Annotated in this window: 19 protein-coding genes; 3 read left to right on the top strand and 16 right to left on the bottom strand. The window is 43.8% G+C overall.

Annotated elements, in window-relative coordinates; translation table 11 throughout:
• Positions 1–117: 117 nt before the first annotated feature.
• Positions 118–483 carry a VOC family protein gene (locus tag NSQ29_RS06090; RefSeq protein ID WP_341124561.1) on the bottom strand — a complete coding sequence of 122 codons (366 nt, stop codon included), beginning with the start codon at positions 481–483 and terminating at the stop codon, positions 118–120.
• Between the two features lie 92 nt (positions 484–575).
• The gene (locus tag NSQ29_RS06085; protein ID WP_341124560.1) at positions 576–1436 is read right to left on the bottom strand and encodes a helix-turn-helix domain-containing protein; all 861 of its coding nucleotides are present in this window, start codon (positions 1434–1436) and stop codon (positions 576–578) included.
• 228 nt (positions 1437–1664) lie between these two features.
• Between NSQ29_RS06085 and NSQ29_RS06080 the strand changes: the two genes are divergently transcribed.
• Positions 1665–2528, top strand: a complete 864-nt coding sequence (locus NSQ29_RS06080; RefSeq protein WP_042129425.1) for a class I SAM-dependent methyltransferase — start codon at positions 1665–1667, stop codon at positions 2526–2528.
• A gap of 3 nt (positions 2529–2531) precedes the next feature.
• On the top strand, positions 2532–3278 hold the full coding sequence (locus NSQ29_RS06075; RefSeq protein WP_231573316.1) for an RluA family pseudouridine synthase: 747 nt from the start codon (positions 2532–2534) through the stop codon (positions 3276–3278).
• A gap of 44 nt (positions 3279–3322) precedes the next feature.
• Here the strand turns inward: NSQ29_RS06075 and NSQ29_RS06070 are convergent, their stop codons facing one another.
• The 8 genes from NSQ29_RS06070 to NSQ29_RS06035 form a co-directional block, all read right to left on the bottom strand.
• A complete protein-coding gene (locus NSQ29_RS06070) occupies positions 3323–3754 on the bottom strand; it encodes a MarR family winged helix-turn-helix transcriptional regulator (protein WP_076284605.1) in 432 nt (143 codons plus the stop codon).
• 204 nt (positions 3755–3958) lie between these two features.
• Positions 3959–6400: a DNA gyrase subunit A gene (gene gyrA, locus NSQ29_RS06065; RefSeq protein ID WP_042190043.1), complete on the bottom strand. Its 2442-nt coding sequence runs from the start codon at positions 6398–6400 to the stop codon at positions 3959–3961.
• A 253-nt stretch (positions 6401–6653) separates the two neighbouring features.
• Positions 6654–8636 (bottom strand): DNA topoisomerase IV subunit B, encoded by a 1983-nt coding sequence (gene parE / locus NSQ29_RS06060; RefSeq protein WP_042190046.1) that lies wholly within the window; start codon positions 8634–8636, stop codon positions 6654–6656.
• Between the two features lie 167 nt (positions 8637–8803).
• Entirely contained in the window at positions 8804–9793 is a 990-nt protein-coding gene (locus NSQ29_RS06055) for an ABC transporter permease (protein WP_340971482.1), read from the bottom strand.
• A complete protein-coding gene (locus NSQ29_RS06050) occupies positions 9786–10766 on the bottom strand; it encodes an ABC transporter ATP-binding protein (protein ID WP_340971484.1) in 981 nt (326 codons plus the stop codon). Before NSQ29_RS06050 ends, NSQ29_RS06055 begins: the two co-directional genes overlap by 8 nt.
• 108 nt (positions 10767–10874) lie before the next feature.
• Positions 10875–11714: a GDSL-type esterase/lipase family protein gene (locus NSQ29_RS06045; protein ID WP_341124558.1), complete on the bottom strand. Its 840-nt coding sequence runs from the start codon at positions 11712–11714 to the stop codon at positions 10875–10877.
• 249 nt (positions 11715–11963) lie between these two features.
• Entirely contained in the window at positions 11964–12719 is a 756-nt protein-coding gene (locus NSQ29_RS06040; RefSeq protein WP_076284601.1) for a CAP domain-containing protein, read from the bottom strand.
• Between the two features lie 258 nt (positions 12720–12977).
• Positions 12978–14942, bottom strand: coding sequence for a WG repeat-containing protein (locus NSQ29_RS06035; protein WP_341124556.1), 1965 nt, complete (start codon positions 14940–14942; stop codon positions 12978–12980).
• Positions 14943–15182: 240 nt separating this feature from the next.
• On the opposite strand from NSQ29_RS06035, the gene NSQ29_RS06030 reads away from it, so the two are divergent.
• Complete coding sequence (locus tag NSQ29_RS06030) at positions 15183–15452, top strand: hypothetical protein (RefSeq protein ID WP_341124554.1); 270 nt, start codon at positions 15183–15185, stop codon at positions 15450–15452.
• 176 nt (positions 15453–15628) lie between these two features.
• On the opposite strand, the gene NSQ29_RS06025 is transcribed toward NSQ29_RS06030, so the two are convergent.
• The 6 genes from NSQ29_RS06025 to NSQ29_RS06000 all read right to left on the bottom strand — a co-directional run bounded on the left by NSQ29_RS06025 (position 15629) and on the right by NSQ29_RS06000 (position 23151).
• A complete protein-coding gene (locus NSQ29_RS06025) occupies positions 15629–15793 on the bottom strand; it encodes a hypothetical protein (RefSeq protein WP_341124553.1) in 165 nt (54 codons plus the stop codon).
• Positions 15794–16225: 432 nt separating this feature from the next.
• Complete coding sequence (mglC, locus tag NSQ29_RS06020; RefSeq protein ID WP_339266122.1) at positions 16226–17233, bottom strand: galactose/methyl galactoside ABC transporter permease MglC; 1008 nt, start codon at positions 17231–17233, stop codon at positions 16226–16228.
• A gap of 52 nt (positions 17234–17285) precedes the next feature.
• Positions 17286–18797, bottom strand: coding sequence for a sugar ABC transporter ATP-binding protein (locus tag NSQ29_RS06015; RefSeq protein WP_076284598.1), 1512 nt, complete (start codon positions 18795–18797; stop codon positions 17286–17288).
• Positions 18798–18942: 145 nt separating this feature from the next.
• Positions 18943–20019: a galactose ABC transporter substrate-binding protein gene (locus NSQ29_RS06010; RefSeq protein ID WP_143764073.1), complete on the bottom strand. Its 1077-nt coding sequence runs from the start codon at positions 20017–20019 to the stop codon at positions 18943–18945.
• A gap of 283 nt (positions 20020–20302) precedes the next feature.
• Positions 20303–21325 (bottom strand): substrate-binding domain-containing protein, encoded by a 1023-nt coding sequence (locus NSQ29_RS06005; RefSeq protein WP_076284597.1) that lies wholly within the window; start codon positions 21323–21325, stop codon positions 20303–20305.
• Positions 21322–23151, bottom strand: a complete 1830-nt coding sequence (locus NSQ29_RS06000) for a sensor histidine kinase (protein WP_149646849.1) — start codon at positions 23149–23151, stop codon at positions 21322–21324. Before NSQ29_RS06000 ends, NSQ29_RS06005 begins: the two co-directional genes overlap by 4 nt.
• Position 23152 lies beyond the last annotated feature (1 nt).

Below are 23152 nucleotides of genomic sequence, written 5' to 3'. Positions count from 1 at the left end.
CCTCATTCTATTTGATAATGATTATCATTGTCAAATGAATAAAATAAAAAAAACGCAAACTCCCGTTTATTCACACGGTTGATGTTTGCGTTCAATCCCTTTTTTGTTCAAAATTATTTAGTATGCTCCTTCGAGCAAGGTAATGTGATTCCCATCTGGATCGCGGAAATTCATTTCTTTCCCGCCATACGCCATCGTAACCGGTGGCTGACAATCCAGTCCCTTAACCTTTAACTGCTCGTACGTCTCATCGAGATTATCGCAGCCGAATACTAAATTAACAAAGCCAGTCGTGAGCTTTTCCCATTTCGTCTCATCCCAAATGATGATTCCAGGCTGCTTCTTGTCGAATCCAATCTTTGCGCCATCAAAATTTCCGTAGCCTTCGAACGGAATTGGAATCCCTAGCACCTCCGAATAAAATGCAGCCAACGCAGCAGTATCCTTAGTGTAGATGTTAGTACCTTCAAAAGACGAAATCATAATTTGTCCCCTTTCGTTCTCATCATCATTGTTTTCATTTCTTACTTGAGTTTAACAAGGCTAGCACCCTTTGTATTGCAAAATTGCGACATTTATCTGCCCGCATAGACTAAAGCCTCAAGTGGTGTTCTTCCTGCATATTTCTTGAAACTGTTTATAAAATGAGGCTGGTGGCTGAATCCATACGTAAAAATAAGATCCTGCATATTCTTCGTCTGCACAGGCAGTTGATACATTTCCCGCCATACATTTTGAAATCGTACAAGGTCAGCTGTTTTTTTAGGTGATACACCTATGTATTCTTGAAAAAGTCTTTCAAGTTGGCGTCGGCTTAGATTAGAGCTGGTTTCCAAATCCTCAGCTGTTACCACACCCTTTTGTTTAATTAGGGTATAAATTGCATTCATCATCCGATCATTAGTCCGTCCACCACGCTCAAGACGCTGAAAAAGATAAGCCTCAGCTGCCGCTATCCTTTCATTCATAGAATTTGCTTGTTCCAGCAGAAATCCTAGCTCTTTTTTAAAAGTACAAAAGTATTGGTCCACATCTACAAATGCATTCAGGACATCCCGGAGATGGTCATCTGCAAAAAAATGAACGGCCCAGAAATGAAATCGGATACCAAAGGTTGAGATCATACCTTCCCCTCTGTCTGAAGGGACTTCAAAAGGAGCATCATTGATACCGGAAAAAACGGTAGTTGTTAAGCCTTTCGACTCATTCAGATTCCAAATAATGTCCATGCATGTATCTGGAATAATTGTTTCCATTCGAGGTTCGTAACCAGATGCCTTGTCCACTACGTGAACGGATGCCTCTGTAGGAATACGCGGTGTAACAGAACCCCAGAAACAGCGAATATATGGCTGCAAAGCTTGACTGGGTAGAAATTCACTAGTTTGTGCTGGATTTGCAGTTATCGGGAAATATAGAGGCGCAAGATTGAACATAAGCTGCTATTCTCCGATCATAAATATTGTAAAGACTCTGATATCTGATCATACACAATCATTGCTTGATCTGCCAGAATAATAGCTGTGAGCATGGAAATATTATACACATAATCTTCATTGGATAAAATAAGTAGAGTGTTGGTCTTGTGCGTATTTTGTTTGTAGCTATATGGTGAAATGATGTACAATAAAGGCTAAATGAATTTTTGAAGGATGGATTAAAAAATGTATATAGCTAGCGACTGGAAAGACTATGAAGTAATTGACACTGGCGGTGGAGAGAAGCTTGAACGTTGGGGTGACATTATCCTGCGCCGTCCGGATCCACAAATTATTTGGCCACTCTCCAATGAGACAGCGAAATGGCGTGATGTACACGGTCATTATCACCGTTCCTCAGCGGGTGGTGGACAATGGGAAATGAAGAAAACAATTCCGGATGATTGGAAAATTAGTTACGGAAAATTAAAATTCCATTTGCGTCCTACAAATTTTAAGCATACAGGGTTATTTCCTGAACAAGCGGCCAACTGGAGCTGGATGATGGACAAGATTGCGGCTGCTAACCGTCCGATCTCTGTACTGAATCTATTTGCTTACACTGGTGGAGCTACTGTAGCCGCAGCAAGTGCCGGTGCTTCTGTTGTTCACGTGGATGCAGCCAAAGGAATGGTGCAATGGGCCAAAGAAAATGTCCAGCTGTCCGGCCTGGGTGATCGTCCAGTTCGCTACATCACGGATGACGTATTCAAATTCGTACAACGTGAACAACGTCGTGGTAGTAAGTATGATGCGATTATAATGGACCCGCCTTCCTATGGAAGAGGACCTGGCGGAGAAATGTGGAAGCTGGAATCCAGCTTATATCCATTCCTTGAGAGCTGTATGCAAATTATGAGCGACAAACCTTTGTTTATGCTAATCAATTCATACACCACTGGGATTTCTCCAACTGTCCTACGTAATATGTTGTCGATGACCATGGGTAAACGTTATGGTGGGAAGCTCACCTCCGGTGAAATCGGTCTTCCGATCACTTCCTCCGGCATGAACCTGCCATGCGGCATTCTGGGACGCTGGGAGGCGTAAGCCATGACACAGCATTTATCTGGAAGCAACGAGCCGCTGGACGGAATGTCGAAGCGCTTTGAAGTGTTGTACGAAGATAATCATCTTCTAGGCATAGTGAAGCCCGTGAATATTCCTGTTCAGGAGGATGCTACTGGAGATCCTGATCTGCTCAACCTGCTCAAAGAAGATGTGAAGGAACGCTTTAACAAGCCTGGCAACGTCTATATGGGGCTAGTCCACCGCCTGGATCGTCCGGTTGGGGGTGCAATGATCTTTGCCAAGACATCAAAAGCAGCCTCAAGACTATCCGAGTGTGTCAGAACTCACAGCTTTCATAAGGTGTACTTAACGGTCGTGCACGGAAAACCACCAGCATCTCATGGCCGTCTTACCGATACGCTGCTTAAAGACGCCAAGAGCAATACCGTCACTGTAGTCCGGAAAGGAACACCCGGCGGTAAGGAAGCCATTCTGGATTACACAGTACTTGGCAGCGCTGAGGGTTACAGCCTGCTCAAGATCGATTTACTTACCGGTCGTTCACATCAAATTCGAGTGCAGCTTAGCTCCATCGGCTGCCCCTTATACGGTGATCAGAAGTATGGAGCTTCGGTGAACAGACCTGGACAGCAAATTGCACTGTGGTCTGCACTTGTAGGTTTTCCACACCCTGTTACTAAAGAAGAAGTAGAACTTATTTCCCTGCCTCCGCAAACCCATCCTTGGGATTTATGGTCCAAGGAATTACAAAAGAAGGCTATCCGTTAATGGATGGCCTTCTTTTTTTTGAAATAAAGTGTTGTTGTATATATTCATGGTGTAGAACCTTCTGGTGCAGTTGTAACAACCATTTTGCCCATTAAATAGAGTAGTAGCTGTTGGTTATGAGAGGATATCGGATCAAGCGCTTCTGCAAAAAAATCACTGCGGATCTTCAAACCACGTACAGTCTCCTGCGTTCCAATTTCCGTTATACTCACCCATACAATACGGCGATCCGCAGCATCTCTCTCCCGAATGATAAGCCCATTTTTCTCCATCCGATCAAGTAACATAGTAACCGCTGCAGGACTGGTCGCCAGATGTGGAGCCAGATCAGAAGGCTTCATGGCATCACGTTCCTGAAGCAGTTCAAGTACTGTGAGTTGGGCATCCGTTAGCGATGGGGCAAGATTACTGTCCATATGTAGTTTGTAATCTTTTAAAATTTTATGCCAAATTTTACTGAATTCAGAAGCGTGCACACTGATTCCTTCCTTTCCTTGCGGTTCTATCCGGTATAACTACATTTTCGCGAAACAAATTCCATTTCCTGCAAAAGAAGAAAAATAAATCTTCTAAACTGATAAGCGAGAAAATTAAAAAAAGGCACTTAGTCAGTTCTCAAGAACAATTGACTAAGCACCTTGATAAGTTATTTTAACAAATCTGTTTATTACTAGTTTGTTTTACTTAACTGCCGGGAAAAGATTAACAATCTCATCCTTTTTCTCCACAGGAACAATCTGTTTGCCTGTAGAACGACGCTCTCCAAGTGGTGCAGATTCAGAAGAGAATGTATGATGTGCATTCTCCCGTGTAATTGCATTAAGTTCCAGCGGTTCTCTGCAATAGAAAGCCCCTGCCAATTTACTGCCATTTGGTCGTACTCGCTTGCCTTCCTTAAATTCAAAGGTTGGCATCCCTTTGCCACCGCGGCTTTGAGATGGATAATCCACTAGTAATGAACGTTTCGCATATCCGATATCGGAGATAGAAAGGATTTCACCTTCATCTTCACTGACCCAGAAGCAAGAAATCACCTCATCGCCCTCACGAAGCTGAATGCCTCTTACACCGGATGCAACACGGCCCATAGGATTAACTTCATTCTCATGGAATCTAATACTCATTCCTTCACGAGTCACGAGTACAATGTCCTTGTCATTCGTACTAGTAGCCACTGTAATGATCTCATCACCGTCTGCTACCTTACAGGCTGCTACGGCTCCAGAGCGGCTTGTAGAATATTCCTTGAGCTCTGTACGCTTAACCTGACCTCTGCGGGTGATAAACACGAGGCTTTGCTGCGGATCATCAAGATTATTGACCGGAATCACGCTAATGATTCCATCCCCTTTAGACAATCCGATAACGTTAACAATCGCAGTACCAGGTTCTTTCCATTTAAACTCTGGAATCTGGTGAACAGGAAGTAAGAAGTACTGCCCCTTGCGCGTAAATACCAGCAGACTGTCACGGGTATTCACATCGAGCAGCTTAACGATATGATCGCCTTCTTTAACGCCTGATGTATGACGTTCCCCACCAGAGCGGGTAAAGGAAAGCATACTTGTACGCTTAATATAACCGTCAGCGGAAAGTGCTACTAACACATCCTCTGCGTTGACCAGCGCTTCAAGGCTAACCTTAAGCTCCTCAACTTCGCCTTGGATCAGCGAACGGCGATCGATCCCGTATTTATCACGGATCTCCAGCAATTCCTTACGGATTACAGCTACGAGCTTCTTGTCACTTTCCAAAATGCCACGCAGATGTGTAATCTTTGCCATCATTTCATCCAATTCTTTTTGAAGTGAAGTAATCTCCAAATTCGTCAGACGATACAATTGTAAGGTAAGAATAGAATCCGCTTGACGTTCACTGAACCCGAACATCCACACGAGATTGTTCTGAGCATCCTGACGGTTCTTCGATGCTTTGATGGCAGCGATGACCTCATCCAGAATATTCAGCGCCTTAACCAAGCCCTCTAAGACATGAGCACGGTCTTCTGCGCGTTCCAGATCAAATTGGGTGCGATGAGTCACTACTTCACGCTGATGCGCGATATAAGCCTCCAGGATGGCTTTAAGACCAAGCTGTTGCGGAGCCTTGTTGACAATCGCCACCATATTGAAGTTATAGGTGATTTGAAGATCGGTTTTTTTGAGCAGATACGCCAAAACGCCTTGGGCATCCGCTTCTTTCTTGAGTTCAACTACAATCCGAAGTCCTTCTCGTCCACTCTCATCACGAACTTCAGCAATGCCATCGATTTTCTTCTCTAATCGAATATTCTCCATGGAGGTAACTAGTCGTGATTTTACAATCTGGAATGGAACTTCCGTAATTACGATTTGTTGCTTGCCTCCACGCATATTTTCAATCTCAGTCTTGGAGCGTAAATAAATACGGCCTTTACCAGTGCGGTAAGCATCCATGATGCCGTCTCCGCCCATAATAGTGCCGCCTGTAGGGAAATCCGGACCTTTCATAAAGGTCATGATATCTTCAAGTTCAATATCCGGCTTCTGCATCACTGCGATACAAGCATCAATAACCTCACGTAGGTTATGTGGCGGAATCTCAGTGGCAAAGCCTGCGGAAATCCCGCTCGTGCCGTTTACGAGTAAATTCGGATACCGGGAAGGAACAACCACAGGCTCTTTGGCTGTATTGTCAAAGTTGTCCTTAAACAGCACCGTCCGCTTCTCGATATCACGCATCATCTCCATTGCAATCGGAGATAAGCGTGCTTCTGTATAACGCATTGCCGCAGCTGGGTCATCGTCCATCGAGCCCCAGTTGCCATGACCGTCAACGAGAACATGCCCCATCTTCCATGGCTGTGCCATACGAACCATACCGTCGTAAATCGAGGAGTCACCATGTGGATGGTAATTACCCATTACATCCCCGACGGTTTTGGCCGACTTGCGGTACGGCTTGTCAGGCGTGTTGCCAGAATCGTACATCGCATAAAGAATACGGCGTTGTACAGGCTTAAGTCCATCGCGGACATCGGGAATCGCCCGGTCCTGAATAATATATTTGGAATACCGACCAAAGCGGTCACCGACGACCTCTTCCAGAAAAGCCGGCAAAAATTGTTCTGATAAACTACTCACTTTGCTCACCTTCTGTTCCTCAAACTGCCCGTTTTAAAATAGTGTGGTAATTCTCATGAACACTCCAGGGATTTTTGGACTTCCGGCCGCTGTTGTCTCCAGATTTCTTTGATTACACCGCTAATGCGGATAAAATCGGGAGACAAAGGCGGGCGCTATCGCTCCTACAGTTCCAAAATTCCCCAACGTTCCAAGAATCACCAAGCTTTTTGAAAATCGGGATTATCGTCACTTGCAGCACTACTAACTGCAACTACTCTACAATTTCAGTGAAATCGACATTCTCAACAATCCAGCGTTTACGAGGATCGACTTTATCACCCATCAGTGTAGAAACACGACGCTCAGCCTTAGCAGCATCCTCAATCTGCACCTGAAGCAGTGTACGCGATTCTGGATTCATCGTTGTTTCCCACAGCTGATCAGGGTTCATTTCACCCAATCCTTTATAACGCTGAAGCTCGAAGTTTTTGCCGAATTCCTTTAAGTAATTTTGCAGCTCTTCATCACTCCATGCATACCTTACGGTTTCCAGCTTGCCCGTTTTGCGGGTCAGCTTATAAAGCGGAGGCTGAGCAATAAAAACCTTTCCGGCATCTATTAACGGCTTCATATAACGATAGAAAAATGTCAGCAGCAGCACCTGAATATGCGCTCCATCTGTATCCGCATCGGTCATAATGATAATTTTGGAATAATTGCTGTCTTCGACGGTAAAATCCGGACCAATTCCTGCACCAATCGTGGAAATGATCGCTTTATATTCATCGTTCTTCAGGATATCCAGCAGCTTGGCTTTTTCCGGATTCATCGGTTTCCCTTTTAGCGGCAAGATCGCCTGAATCTTTGAATCACGGCCTTGCTTCGCTGAGCCACCAGCTGAATCACCTTCTACGATAAACAGCTCAGTTCGTGTAACGTCCTTAGACTGCGCAGGTGATAATTTTCCGCCAAGATTCGAGCTCTCGCTACGTTTCTTACCTGTACGGATCTCATCGCGGGCTTTGCGAGCCGCTTCCCGAGCCTTCGAGGCCTGAATTGATTTTTTCAGAAGGCTCTGTGCTACCTGTGGGTTTTCTTCCAGGAAACGAGCCATATTCTCAGATACGATATAGTCTACTGCACTACGAGCAGAAGCACTACCAAGCTGATCCTTCGTCTGTCCAACAAATTCAACCTCGGACATTTTGACACTAATGACAGCCATCATACCTTCGCGCAAATCATTTCCTTCTAAATTCTTATCCTTTTCTTTAAGCAGCTGTGTACGTCGGGCATAATCATTCAACACACGAGTATACGCGGTCTTAAAGCCTGTCTCATGAGTACCGCCGCTACGAGTAGGAATGGAGTTAACGAAGGAAGCCAAGGTTTCTGTATAGCCTCCATTGTACTGAAGGGCTACTTCCACTTCGATATCGTCCTTTTCAGCGCTGAAGTGAATAACATCATGTAGAACATCCTTGCCCTCATTTAGGAACTGTACGAATTGGCTTGCTCCACCCTCGTAAAAGAACTCGTCCTGACGATTGCTCCGCTCATCATGCAGCGTAATACGCAGACCGGAATTCAGAAAAGCAATCTCCTGTACTCGCTCTGCCAGCGTATCATAATTCAGGGCAATTCCATTTGGAAAGACGCGAATATCCGGTTTAAAAGTAATTTTCGAACCGGTTTTGTTGGTGTTGCCCAGAATTTCAAGGCCCGTTACTGGTTCGCCAACATGCTCTTTCCCCTTCTTGTCCACCCAATATTCAAAACGTTGACGATGGATTTTGCCTTCACGATAAATCTCTACTTCAAGCCATTCAGACAAAGCATTCGTTACTGAAGCCCCTACGCCATGCAAACCGCCTGATTTCTTGTAACCAGATCCACCGAATTTACCGCCTGCATGCAAAATTGTAAATACAACTTGCGGCGTTGGCACTCCTGTCTTATGCATTCCAGTTGGAATCCCACGACCGTTGTCCGTCACCGTTACTGAGCCATCTTTGCGAAGTAGTAAGTCAATCTTCGTACAATACTTGGCTAAATGCTCATCCACAGCATTATCTACAATTTCCCATACTAGATGATGTAGTCCCGAAGAACTTGTACTGCCGATATACATGCCAGGTCGTTTGCGTACTGCAACCAGACCTTCGAGCACTTGAATGTCGTCAGCATCGTATCCAGTACGGCTATTCTCGCCGTTATTAGAAACTTCAGCAAACATATCGATCTGTTCGAGCATTCATGCTCCTCCTTCTTTTCTCTATACTCAAGCATTAACGCCTTCGGCGTCCTTATAAAGACGGTAAGCCTTTAAGCGAGAAATATAAGACATACAGTATAAGTGAAAACTTATACTTTCTTATATCTCTAGAAATGCAAACAAACGTTTTCGTCACTTTGTACATTCTAATTCAAAATATCCCTTTTCGTAAAGACGGCGAATGAAATGATCACCGAAGCAGCCCCCCATACAGCCAGTACAGCCATGGAAAATGACAAGGACATCCCCTCTATGGGTGCGGGAGTTCCTGACAAATAGCCAGTCAGTCCAAGATTTACCATAAATAAATATTTCGCTGTTGTCCAGGCTGAAGCCATATTGGTCAGAATATTCCCGGCGATCAGCGCTGCCATCATGACCACTATACTAGCAGCAGTGCTCCTTACAAGTACAGAGATCATAAAAGCAAGCAGGGCAACTACGACGCTTACGAACCAGACCAATCCACCTTGCATAAGCATATATTTCCACTGTGGTACTGCATGTACAGTAGACATATCCACCGAGTCCCCACTGATCTTAAAGCCTGTAAAGACAGGGATATTAAAGCCCTTATATCCAAAAGCAAGACCAGAGATAAGGTAGCTGATCACAAATGTGGAGAGTACAATAAGCGAGACAAACATAAGCAGTGCCGCCAATTTGCTAAACAAAACTTTCCAACGCTTAACTGGCCTTGTCAGCAGCATTTTGATCGTCCCTGTAGTTCGCTCCGCAGAAACTAAATCTGAGGCTACCGCCATAATGAGCAGCGGAATAAATAAAGTAACGGAATTATCCAAAAACTCACGGGTAAAGGTAACGCCGCTTGGCTCGTTCGGATTCACATCATGGTGAAGGTAATATTGAAGCTGCTGTACAAATATTCGCCGATAAGTCTTCCATTCCTCTGGAATTCGGTCGCTACCCAAAGAATTTTGATTATCAATGATCTGCTGCTGGATCTCCAGGCGCCAATCGGAGTTGAATTTATCTCGGCTACGCTCAGCTGAGCGCATTTGAGCGTAGGTGAACATAGGCACCAGTACAATCAGAATCAGCAGTATAACATAAAACCGTTTCTTTTTTATGATTTTTAAACATTCATTACGGATTAGCGGAAGCATATTATTCAACGTTCTCACCCTCCGTTAGTTTCAAGAATAGCTGTTCCAGTGTCGGATTGATTTTATGCACAGCCCTAACTTCGATTTCAGCAGTTACCATAACAGCCACAATCTCGGGGATCAAATCCTGATCCATAATTGTGATTAAAGAATTTGGGCCCATACCTGCAATTATTGAATCATCCAAGGTAACGTCTTCCAGATTCTGAATCTGAATATCTGGGCGATCAGCCAGTAATCCCCTAGCTTCAGCAAAAGGCTCCAGCTCCCAAAGTACATACGGAGAATTTCGAGCGATCAGCTCATCTACCGCACCCACTGCAAGTACTCGCCCTTTACTAATAATCGCAACACGGTCGCAGAGAAGCTGGATTTCACTAAGTAAATGACTCGATACAAATACGGCCAAGCCCTCATCTGCTAGCTTACGTATAAATTCTCGCAGCTCCTTAATCCCCTTTGGATCTAAGCCATTTGTAGGCTCGTCCAGAATAAGCAGACGCGGACGTCCCAGAAGAGCCTGCGCTATACCAAGTCGTTGTCTCATCCCAAGCGAATATGTACTTACCTTATCATGGATTCGTTGATCCAACCGAACGATATCTACAACTTCACTAATGCGTGCATTATCTATACCTGGCTGCATTCGGGCAAAATGCTGTAAATTCTCCCATCCCGTCAAATAGGTATATACCTCAGGATTCTCAACGATAGAGCCAACAAATTGCAACGCTTTTTCCGGATTTCGGTTCACATTGTAACCACATACCGTGATTTTGCCCTCGCTTGGACGAATCAAATCAACAAGCATTCGAATCGTAGTTGTCTTCCCAGCTCCATTGGGTCCGAGGAAGCCAAAAATTTCTCCTTCTCTCACATCAAACGTAACATCATCTATAATCCACTTTCGCCCTATTTTTTTCCGTACCCCGTCTACAGACAAGACGACCGGGCTGGATTCTCCACTGTTCGCTTTTGTCATATTCTCCTTAGCTCCTTGTTACTGTCATTTCCTTGGCTAGTACTTGCTCAAAGGATATTTTATCTAATACAAATCATCATTCTTAGAAAGCTGGCTCTCACTTCTGTTCTAGTGTATAGCCTGAATGAATCGCTCTCCAATTCGTTGATAGCCATCCCCATTCGGATGAAAATGATCTGTTGATAAGTATTTGCCCAAATGCTTGTTAAACAAGTCGAAGGTTGGAACCAATGTCATATTGCTGTGCTTATTAATAATATCCATTGCTGCATTATTCCACTTCGCAACCGCCTGATTACCTGGTACAAGTAGATCTGGTATATCACCAAAGGGATTGTATAACCCCATATAATAAATTTGAGCGTTTGGATTGATTTCCGTGATTTTCTCCAGAATCTTACCTAATCTTTCTACTGCTTCCGGAAGGGCTGCTAGCAAAGACTCTGGAGTCAGCTCTTGATCAGTCGTGGAAGATTCACTTTGAAGTGCGTCACTATTCTGCAAAATATTGGAGTCCTTGAATAAATCATTTCCTCCGATCGAGAGCAGAATGACATTTGCCATATGCAGCGCGTAATCTATACCATCTTCATCCAGCTTGCTTTGCAGTCCTGCAGTTGTTAAACCATTAATCCCCATATTACCCAGTAAATCAACTTCGACACCTTTAGCGGATAAACCACTAACCGTACGCTTAACAAATCCTTCTCCAGTGTTATCACCAGTTCCCTTGGCTAGCGAATCTCCGAGAGCAACAACTTTGAGCTTCTTAACCGTCTCCGTCACTGGAGCGGCTGTTTGCTGAGGTAAGTTGGTCCCTGACGCTTCTCCAACCGGATAGATGATGTCTCTGACCGCATAAACTAAACCTACAATTAGAATTATTGTTGTTACTATGGAAATCAGGCTGACCGTGCGCCATGTCCACTTTGAATCATTCAAAGCCATCCCTCCGTGTGCCGTTCTATTATGTATTGTTCCACATTTTACAAAGATCTTAACTATGTACATAAACATAAATCTTCCATACCGGTTTTGCAAATGTCTAAAATAGAAATAAATCCAGCTAATCCGCTTATTTAACCCGAATCTGAATACGAAAATTCTCAAAAAAATTTAGCGATTAAAGTTTGGGTACAAAAAAACGTTCCCCGATTTTCATCGGAGAACGTTTGATTCCAGCAACTTTTTTTTCAATTATTTACCAATAAATTCTTGAACCCAATAGTTATTGTCATACCCTACACCGATATAATTGAAGTTAGCATTCAAAATATTAGCCTTGTGACCAGGACTATTCATCCATGCTTTCATTACTTCTTCTGGTGTTTTTTGGCCCATTGCGATGTTCTCGCCTGCAGCGTTATAAGTGATACCAAAGGATTTCATCATATCGAATGGTGAACCATACGTAGGTGAAGTGTGTGAAAAGTAGTTATTAGTACGCATATCCGTAGCCTTTGTAGCTGCTACTTTATGAAGGCTGTCCAACCCAGAAACAGGCTTCAAACCAGCTGCTGCACGCTCTTTATTTACCAGCGTTACGATCTGTTGAACATAAGTTCCTTTATTGCTCGCAGCACCTGTAGTAGGTGTAGTTTCTGTAGGTTTAGTTACAGGTTTAGTTACAGTAGTCGTATCCGAAGGCTTAGTTACAGGCTTAGTTACAGTAGTTGTATCCGAAGGCTTAGTAACCGGAGTTCCAGTAGATGTATCTTTATTTGGAACCGTTCCTGTTTGAGGCTTGGTTACCACGATTGTGCTATTAAAAATAGGGAGTCCCTGTAGGTTAGCTTGTTTTAAATATTGTAAAACCTGCTCATAGCTAGTTCCTGATTTAATTACTGTTACCTCAGTTGAGGCCGCATTCGCTTCGAGTGGAAGAGAAATACTAAGTGCCATAACAGCTGCTACACTACCACCAATAATTGCTCTTAATCTCTTGTTCTTCATTCTGCCATCTCCTCTTTCTTGTGTGTAATATATGTTTCTGCTTAGAGTGACCAGCTACAAATGTTACAAAGTTGTAATTTGTTCCTCAGTCATTGTAGCATAAATCTATCAGCTGTGCTCTTCTAATTTTTAACATTTACTAGTCTTGATTGTAAGTTTCCTGAGCATGAATTGCATTCGATATTGGCGTTAAAAAGCAAAAAAAGTCGCCATTCTCGAGAGAATAGCAACTTCTGTGTGCTAATAGATAATAAGTAACTAGTGAAACGATTGCCAAAATTCTCCCTCAGTAGAGATAAGTCCCATAATTTCTGCATAAGGAATACGGAAAGTAGGAAAACCCGCAGAATAAGGAGCAATCTCATAAGGTGCGAAATAAAGATATAACGCTTCATTATCTACAAAGAAAGGCTGATCTGAGGTAATTCCTTTATACGTATCCGGAAAAACATAGGAGTACTCAGGATCGTTTTCAATCTGCTTACCTACGATTTTACTGAGCTTCTCCACGTATCTACTTCCTGGCTTGAACAAATCACCTAGCTTATAGAACCTTCCGTTACGTACATTAGTATGTGTATAGATTTTGGTAGGCATGCCGTGGGCTGCTCCAAAAGGATAACGGTAACCCGTTAACTCCAGCACTAGAAGGTTTTTGCGGAAAAAGGACACTGAAAAATCACCATTATAACTGAAATCCTGTATTGCTCCATTACTACCTGGGTCTTCGACTAGCGAAAGCTTCCGTAATTTATCATTAACCTCTCTAGAAACTTCCGCGCTTGCAATTCCTTCAACAACCGGATAGTAAACCAGATAATCCCTGTTCGGTTTGTACTTCTTCTCGACTACGGAATATGGAGGTCTCAGTGGGATGACTCCATTTTGCCTCCAAATCTGCTTCCCTTGACGATCATAATATGCTGTACGTTGATCTATATCTGCTCTAATTAAGCGTCCACTGAGGGTAAGTGTTCCCGTCCCTTGAATAACTGGAGGCTGAGCTGCTCTTTTTCCAGTTCGATCTATAAAAAAAGTCTCCTTAGCATCATATACAGATGCCAGTCCGTCCTGATGATTATTCACACCAAGCAGGGTATGATTGCTCAGAATTGCTCCTGTCTCTGCATCAGCGATAATGTACCGTGAGCCTCGATAAGGTTGACTAGGGAATATTGGTGTTCCTATAGCTGCTCTGCCTTCACCAAGCTGCAGGACTTCATAATATTTCGCGGGGATAATCATTTTTCCTTGTTTATCAATCAGCCCGTAGGCGTTGCCATAGTTCTCAGCGGTATTCACTACTGCACGCCCCTCCGAGAAAGGTAAGGCAGAAGTGAATTGTGGCTGAATAGCTACTGTTCCATCCGTGTTTAAATAGCCGTACTTACCGTTCTCAGTCTCTTGATAGGAGAGCAGCCCATCACCCGGACTCCCTACGAATGGATGATTGTACGTATAGAGAATCTTTCCTTCAGGATCAATGAGTGCGTACTCCCCCTCTTTAATCTTGACCAAAGCCACACCATTCATGAAATCATTGGCGTCCACATAAATTGCAGGCAAAACCTCTTTGCCTTGCGCATCTACATACCCATATAGTGATGGACCACCCGTTGTATTTTGTTTCGAAAATAACGCAAGTCCCTCATGCAATGAGTTTAGATAATCATAACGGGCTGGAGTCACCTCTTTACCTTTTTCATCGATAAATGTGTACCCTTTCGCATCTGATACTACTGCGCGTCCTTCCGAAAAAGGGGCAATAAACGAGTAAATGGGCTTCACCCGCTCCCTTCCAGAGCTGTCGATCAGTCCGCTACTGTTTTTTCGTTGTACAATTGCTAGCCCGTTCTTCTGAAAATCCTCAGCATATTCGTATCTAGGTTCAATCTGAGCACGACCTTCGTCGTTAATATATCCCCAGAGCATACCCTCTTTAAGATTAAAAGGCGCCGGATGTAGCCCAGTATTCCTTAATTCGTCATCAACCCACTCCGGTAATACATACGGCGTCTCATAAGGCTTATTAGAGTAGTCTACACGATATAATCCCGCCTCTGCCGGGATCGTAACGAACAGCTCCTCTTCTGTGCGTATGAAATCTTCTTCTTGCTGCGTAATATATTCGTTCCAGCCAATGCCGTCCCATCTCCATACATCCGCTTGCAATGGACCATTGTCATTCCCTTTCCCCAGCTCATTCAATCTAATCCTTAACATCGAGTCGCTCCCCTTTAACAAAGGCATTTGCCTATAGAATATGGGAGAATGTTGGTTTATGTGATTTTGATCTTTGAGGTGTGGGAGAAGGGTTAGGGTGTGTAATAGGTGTTGCGTGAGGGAGAACGTGACGGCGAGACTGAAAGCTGTGCAAGTGATGAGGCGGGGCTTGCGTGAGCGGACACTAACGGGCGGAGGGACTGGGATGGAGCACGCCTGGAGCTAGGAGTAACGTAGGATGTGCAGAGTAAGTATGTGGGTGGGTTTGATTTTGTGCGAGATGTGTTGAGTGAGCACGGAAGTGCGATTGATGTGATGATGCGGTATATGCTAAGCGGTCGCTCCACGAACGGAATGTTACTCCCATCGCTGCTGTCTCCAAATCCCTTGATTTGTACCTCAGTTTCGGATGAAATTCGGAGACATAGGCGAACGCTACCGCTTGTACGCAATCATTCTGTTCTCTCCGCTGCTATCAGCGTGTTTCGTCAATACTATCTCACTATGTAGCTCGTTTCTATCGATTCAAGGCAGTTACACCTCCTGTTCTTCCACAGTAGCTCGTTTCGCTATTTCTAGGGTATTTATGCCCCTAATTCTTCCACTTTGGCTCTTTTCCGCTATTTCTGGGGTATTTATGCCCTTTTTTCTTCCAATTTGGCTCTTTTCCGTTATTTCTGGGGTATTTACGCCCTTGTTTCTTCACGCTTCCGCTTCAAATAACTCAACTCCGCCGATTCTACGGGATTATTACCGTTCTTGTACCACTTGTAGCTCGTTTTCGTCGATTCTACGGGATTATTACCGTTCATTTGCCACATTTCAAACAAAAACAAGTGAAGTGTCTGCATGTAATATAAGTTGGTCTTAGACGTGGCTAAGTCGCTATAGGATTCCTGTTGGTAGTAGGCGAAGGTGTTCGCACGATATTGTTGTAGCGGTATTGGATATAGTGATGTTGGTTGTGACGTTGTTAGTTGCAGAAGTGTTGTTGTAGCAGTGTTGTTGCGGCAGTTTTTGTTATAACGATTTTGGTTGTGGCAGTTTTATTTGTGACAGTGTTAGTTGTTTGTTTTTACCTGCTACTTTTTCGAAGTGAAGCCTTCGAAAAAGGCATGCCAAAAAGCGTTTGCGATAACTAGCAAACGCTTTTTCTGCCCTACCCAGCGAGGTGATATAGGTAACGGAGCTAACGCGGTATCAATCAAGGAATCTGAGAACAACAGTGATCAGAAGCTCAATATTCCCCGGAGTTAGCCCTTAATCACCACGCGACCACGCTGCTACTTCTTCGAAGAGTACTTCCGCATATCAAATGCGACAGCGGCTATAATAATCAAACCTTTGATAATCAACTGATAGTACGGGCTAATACCGATAAAGGTCAGACCGTAGTTAATGAGAGTAAAGATGATAACCCCCACTAGAACACCCGGCACAGTACCGATACCCCCGGTTGTAGATACACCACCAACTACACAAGCTGCAATGGCATCAAGCTCATACATGTTACCGTAGTTATTAGTTGCTCCACCTGTTCTAGCAGCTTCCAGAACACCTGCCAGACCATAAAGCGCACCAGCAATGGCATAGATGTAAATCAGGTTCTTGGAAACATCGATACCGGATACTTTAGCTGCCTGCATATTTCCGCCAATAGCATACATATTCTTACCCAGCTTGGTTTTATTGAATACCACCCACACAATGGCAGCGACACCCAAGGCTATCAGCACGATATACGGGATTGAATATTGGCCGCTCCCGATGAAGCCCGAGCCGATCTTGGTGAAATCAGGACGCAGACCGCCGATTGGCTGGGATTGGTTCGGGTCCATATCAAAGTACAGGGAGTTCAGCCCGTACACGATTAGCATTGTACCCAAGGTAGCGATAAATGGCGGAACATGAAGCTTGGAAACGACAATACCATTTATAAGTCCACAGAGAAGACCAGCAACGATAGCAATAAGGATTGGAAGCCATACTTCCACTTGCGGAAGATCTGGAAAAAAACGACGGGAATAGTCTGGGATTTGCAGCATGGAAGCGGAGATAACCGCCGTAAAACCAACCACCCGTCCAGCTGACAAGTCAGTACCTGCCGTAATAAGGATAAAGGCAACCCCAAGCGCGATGATAACGCGTGTAGACGACTGAATCAGTACGTCACGTAGGGTGTTGATGGACATAAAGTTTGGATCATATATGATGATCCCCATAATCAGCAGTACCAGCACAATGTAAATTGCGTTTTGAGTCACAAAGGATTGAGCTTTTTTAACGTTCATTAGTAGTGATCCCCCTTAAAATTACGCAAACATATTCTCCTATCCGTACTCCTTAATGCTGTGCAGCGAGACGCATAACTTCGGTTTCCGTAGCTTGCTCGCCTTCTAATATTCCTGTAAGCCGTCCTTCCGACATGACCATTACACGATCAGACATTCCGAGCAGCTCCGGCATTTCAGAGGAGATCATAATGATACTCTTCCCTTGCTGGGCCAAGTCGGCAATTATGGAGTAAATCTCGAATTTAGCCCCTACGTCGATACCACGGGTCGGCTCGTCCAGAAGCAGGATTTCGGGCTCAGTAAGCAGCCATCTGGCGAGTAGCACCTTTTGCTGATTACCACCAGAAAGATTCATGATTAGCGTTTTGGTTGTAGGTGTTTTAGTTCGTAATTTTTCAATCATTTTATCTACTTCAACTTTTTTCTTCTTGCTATTCAGCAGGAGGTACGGTTTTTGGTAACGATGGAGATTAGCAATCGCACCATTCTCATGGACAGATAAAACTGGGAAGATACCGGTTACACGACGCTCTTCGGTAAGCAAAGCCATTCCGTGTTTCTTAGCATCTTTCGGAGAATTGATAGTAACAACCTTGCCTTTAATAGAGATCGTTCCGGATTTCAAGGCTCGCAAACCGAACAACGCCTCAATTACTTCAGTTCTCTGGGCACCTACCAGACCCCCAACACCAAGGACCTCTCCACGTCTTAATTCGAAAGACACATCTTTAAAAGATCTTTCCTCCGGAGAGGTTAAGCCTTCCACTTTCATGTATACTTCACCAGGTACGTTGAAGCGTTCAGGGAAACGGCTGGTCAAATCGCGGCCCACCATTTTTGAAATGATAATATCTGTAGTTAATTCCGCCGCTGGCCAGGTTCCGATTTTTTTACCGTCACGCATAATAGTAACTTCGTCAGAGATTGCGAGAATCTCTTCCATTTTGTGAGATATATAGATAATAGCTACTCCTCTACTTCTGAGATCCCGTATGATCCGGAATAAATGTTCCACCTCCACACTGGTTAAGGAAGAAGTGGGTTCATCCATTACAATAACTCGGGAGTGAAAAGAGACAGCCTTCGCAATTTCAATGGATTGGATTTTGGATACGGAAAGCTTACCCACTAATGTTTCGGGATTCAGGTCGATATCCAGATCTTTAAACAAATTTTCCGTGTCAGTGAACATTTTCTTATGGTCAATAAACTGAATCGGTCCGATTCCCTTAGTTGGAAAACGTCCTAGCCAGATATTCTCCATAACACTTCGGAACGGCACGGGATGCAACTCCTGGTGAATCATCGAAATACCACTTTTTAACGCATCATTTGAACTGCTGATAGAAGCCTTCTCACCATCCAAAAAGATCTCACCGGCATCCGGTGAATAAATACCAAAAAGACATTTCATAAGTGTGGACTTACCTGCACCATTCTCACCCATAAGTGCATGCACCGAACCCGGTCTTACTTTTAAACTAACATCGTCCAGCGCTTTAACGCCGGGGAATTCTTTAGTAATGTTGTTCATTTCCAGCAAAAACTCAGCTTTTTCCATGTTGTTACGCCCCCTACGCTTTTTTTCTTTTTTATGAGAGGCACAGCGGTTCCATCCTGTTCCCTGCCTAAAAGAAATACCGAGGAGCGGTTATCCGCTCCCCGTGCTGTCATATGATCATGAGTAACTCTGTAGCCGAGGTTAATTACTTAGCGTCAGCTATGTTGTCTTTCGTAATCTTTTTGTAGGAAATCCATACATATTGGTTGTCAGTGATATCAAAGCCTACATTATCTTTCGAAGGCGTTTCGCCTTTAGCAAGCAGAGCAGCAACTGTGATGGCAGCCTTACCTTGGTTATTCGCATCATTCAGCACCGTACCGAGCATTGTTCCATCTTCCAGCGCTTGAATCGCAGGAGCAGTTGCATCCACACCTACTACCGGCATGAATTTGTCACCCGTAAAGTAGCCTGAAGCTTTCAGAGCTTCGATTGCACCGAGGGCCATATCATCGTTGTTAGCAAGAACCGCTTCAATTTTGTCGCCGTGGGAGCCAAGGAATGCCGCCATTTTTTCTTGTCCTTTTACGCGATCCCACATTGCTGTATCTTCAGCCAGTTTCTCTACCTTGATTCCTGCATCTTCGATAGCTTGAATAGAGTAAGTAGTACGAAGCTCAGCATCTTGGTGTCCTGGTTCACCTTTCAGCATTACATATTGGAGAACTCCGTCGCCGTTCTTGTCCGCTTCAGGATGTGCTTTCCAGTAGTCAACAATCAGTTGGCCGGACATTGTACCGGACTCTTCTGCTTTCGCACCTACATAATAAACTTTATCCCATTTCTTCATATCTTCAGGAAGCGGTTCGCGGTTAAGGAATACCACTGGAATGTTTGCTGTTTTTGCTTTTTCGATAATGACACCAGCAGCTGTACGGTCAACTGGGTTAATCAGCATCCCGTTATATTTTTTAGTGATGAATAAGTCAACCTTGTCATTTTGTGTGGGTTGTGAATTTTGGCTATCTACGATATCTACTGTAGCGATGCCTTTAGCAGCACTATCGATAGCGTTACGAACACCTGTCATAAAAGTATCGTCAAATTTGTAAATGGCGACCCCAACTTTAGGCGTTTCTGTTGTAGTGCCCGAGTTCTCAGTCTTTGGAGCGTTAGTTGCCTTGTCTGTAGCACTATCTGTAGTTTTGTTGTTGCCACCACAGCCTGTCAGAGCAGCACCCAGCAAAGCACTAGCTAATAGAACGGAAGTGATTTTTTTCATTATTCATTGACCTCCTATTTATACTTCTTTTTTTGTTTGCCCCTGATCGTCTCGGGTACATCCATATTATGCCTCACCTGAAAACGCTTGCGAATATAAAATCCTACTCATTACTATAAAAATTCTAATGAACCCAAGAAGAAATATAAGGATGATTTTCATTAAAAATTTATACTTTCTTATATTCTAAAATAAAAAACGAATACCGCCCCATTCAAGGATGGTATCCGTTACACGAAACGTATAAGCATAAACGCCTTCGGCGCCTATTTTAAATCAGCTTCTATCTAACAAACGGAAATAACAGCTTTTGATTCTCTGGCCACAGCATATTGTCCAAATCAATTAACTTTGTTCCTGTATCGACGCGTTCTGGTACATCGATTCCTTCGATCACTTCAACGGCATGTTTTACAGCCAAATACCCGTTGCTAAAAGGATTTTGGATCACTGTTGCTTGAACAGTACCGTCCTGCAGTAATTCCATCATGGAAGGAGAGCTATCAAAGGCTACCATTTTTATATTTTGCAGCCCCCGACTTTGGATAGCCATTGCCGCCCCCTGTGAAGCAGTCTCATTCAGGCTCGCGATTCCCCGAAGATTCGGATGCTTCAGCAGCATCAGTTGTGTAAGATCTTCTGCATCCTTAATACTGGAGGTCGTGTATGAAATCTCAACCACTTGTATATTCGGATAACGTGCAGTGTAATTTAAAAATCCCTTCTCCCGCTCCTCCGCATCTCTTGCACCATACTCAATGCCGTTAGAAGACTCCAGCTTCTCACTCTGCGTTGAATTGGTGAAGTTAATAATGCCAACCTCGCCGTATCCTTTTAACAGCTTGATCAATCTTTCTGCAGATTTTTGACCCGCTTCATAGCCGTTCGAGCCAATATATGTCCTTACTCTTGCTGAACCTACTTCCGCATCTACGGATATGACAGGGATTTTGGAATAAGCCGCCTGATCTACAACCTGAGCAAGCCCCATGTAACTACTTGCAGCTAAAATAATCACGTCTGCTTTTTCTTTTATGGAGTCCTGCACCATTTTCACCTGTTCTGTGATGTCACTCTCGGAGTCCGGAGCTTTGAAGGTTAGTTTGACGTTGAATTCCTGCGCTGCAGCTTCTGCTCCCAATTTAACCGTATTCCAGTAATCGCCCCTGTTCATTTTCACAATAAGATGGATATTACGGGTCTTATTTGTGTTGATGTAATTGGGCGCTGAATTAAAACAAGAGGTAACTGTAGTCCATAACACCGCACACATTAACAAGGTTAGCCAAAAACGAAAGGTTTTCATGACGATGTCTCATCCTCCTTAAGCCCTTCATTGCCTTCGCCTTTTGCTAGTGCCGGGAAGATAAGGGTAACCGTAGTGCCTTCTTCAATTTCACTTTCAAAAGAAAGTCCATATTCACGGCCATAGTACAACTCAATACGCTCGTTCACATTTCTTACGCCTACCCCGGAACCACTCATACTCTTACTGCCGCCTGTCAAAATAACCTTCATAGTCTCCTTGGACATTCCTAATCCATTATCACTAATCCTTATAATGACAAGATTGTCCTTCAGTTCTGCTTGGATAGAGATAAAGCCTTCATCAGGCATCATTTCTATTCCGTGATACAAGGCATTCTCTACAATCGGCTGCAAAATCAGCTTAATCGTCTGACACTGCAGTACTTCATCTTGTGCAATGATCTCGTAGCGGAATTTATTTTTAAAACGAAAGCTCTGAATGACGAGATAATGACGAATATGATCAAGCTCTTCCTGCACGGTAATCATATTATTCCCTTTGCTTAGACTAATTCGGAAAAACTTAGATAAAGATTGAATCATTGTAACGACCTCCTCCGTCTTACCACGCTCAGCAAGCCGGATCACAGAGTTCAAAGTATTGTACAAAAAGTGTGGATTAATCTGGGATTGCAGAACTTCAAGCTCACCCTTACGTTTCGTCTCTTGTTCATAAATAATTTGATCCATCAATTGACGGATACGCTGTAGCATGAGGTTAAAGCGTTTAGACAACTGTTCTACCTCATAGGCGCCACTCACATCGATTCGAGTATTAAGATCCCCTTCTCCTACCTGCTGAAGTGTCCGTTCCAGCTTACGGATCGGGCGGGCAATTCGCGCAGACAAAACGACAGATACGATAATTACACATAAAATAACTACCGCTAAGAACCAGGATAAAAAGTTGTTCAGATCACGCTTGGTGGTCACGATCTCGTCATAATAAGCAACACCTACTATTTTCCACCCGGTTTGTTCTAACGTACGTACTGTAATAAATCGTTTTTCACCTGTAGACTCATCCAAATAGCTACGATAAGCATATTCCAATACCGGCTCCACATTCTCATACTTTAAACCAGCATAAATAAGCTGCTGCTGCGGATGATACACGATGTTGCCTAACTGATCGAGGATGTAAGCGTATCCTCTTTTACCAAGCTTAACCTGCTTACTCAGCTCATCTATGGTGCGAAAGTTAAAATCCATCAGGAGGATACCCGTTTTTAGGACTCCATTTTCCTGATATTGAATGAGTTTACTGATCGACACAACCCAAATATATTGACCTTTAAACAAGTTCTGAATATGGGGCGCTGAATAGGAGATCTCAGATGTTCTTTTGGCCGTTGTAAACCAGCTCTGGGTTTCTAATTGTGTGTTGCTGCGCAACTTCTGTCCTGCTGTACCCACGACGTATTTCCCCTGTGGTGTAAAAACCGCAGCAGAAACCAGATCCTCTCTACTTCCCATTAACATGGCCATTCTTTCCATCAGTAAAGCAGAGTCCACGGAGGGACTATTCGTAATTTGATCTTCTGCAGTTTCAAAAATATTTCGCATTCCTTTTACATAAAGCTCCAAATTGTAGTTCACTTGCTCAATAATCTGCTGCATATTCATATTGGCATTCTCTTCTGCTGTCTTCGCAAACTTGTTATACAGCATAAGGCTGACAACGACGGCTACAAGAACGGCAACGGATGTAAAAGTGAGCGTAATCGTTACTTGAATACTACGCAGCTTAGAGGACAACCGGCGTTTCCCCCCTGTTGGATGCTGCGGCCGCAGTCGAAAAGAATATGGCTTTTCTTGCCGCATA

The sequence above is a fragment of the Paenibacillus sp. FSL F4-0236 genome (assembly GCF_038000135.1).
Classification (GTDB): domain Bacteria; phylum Bacillota; class Bacilli; order Paenibacillales; family Paenibacillaceae; genus Paenibacillus_AQ.
Note: the sequence above shows the minus strand (reverse complement) of the source record. Positions and strands in the feature narration are given on the sequence as shown.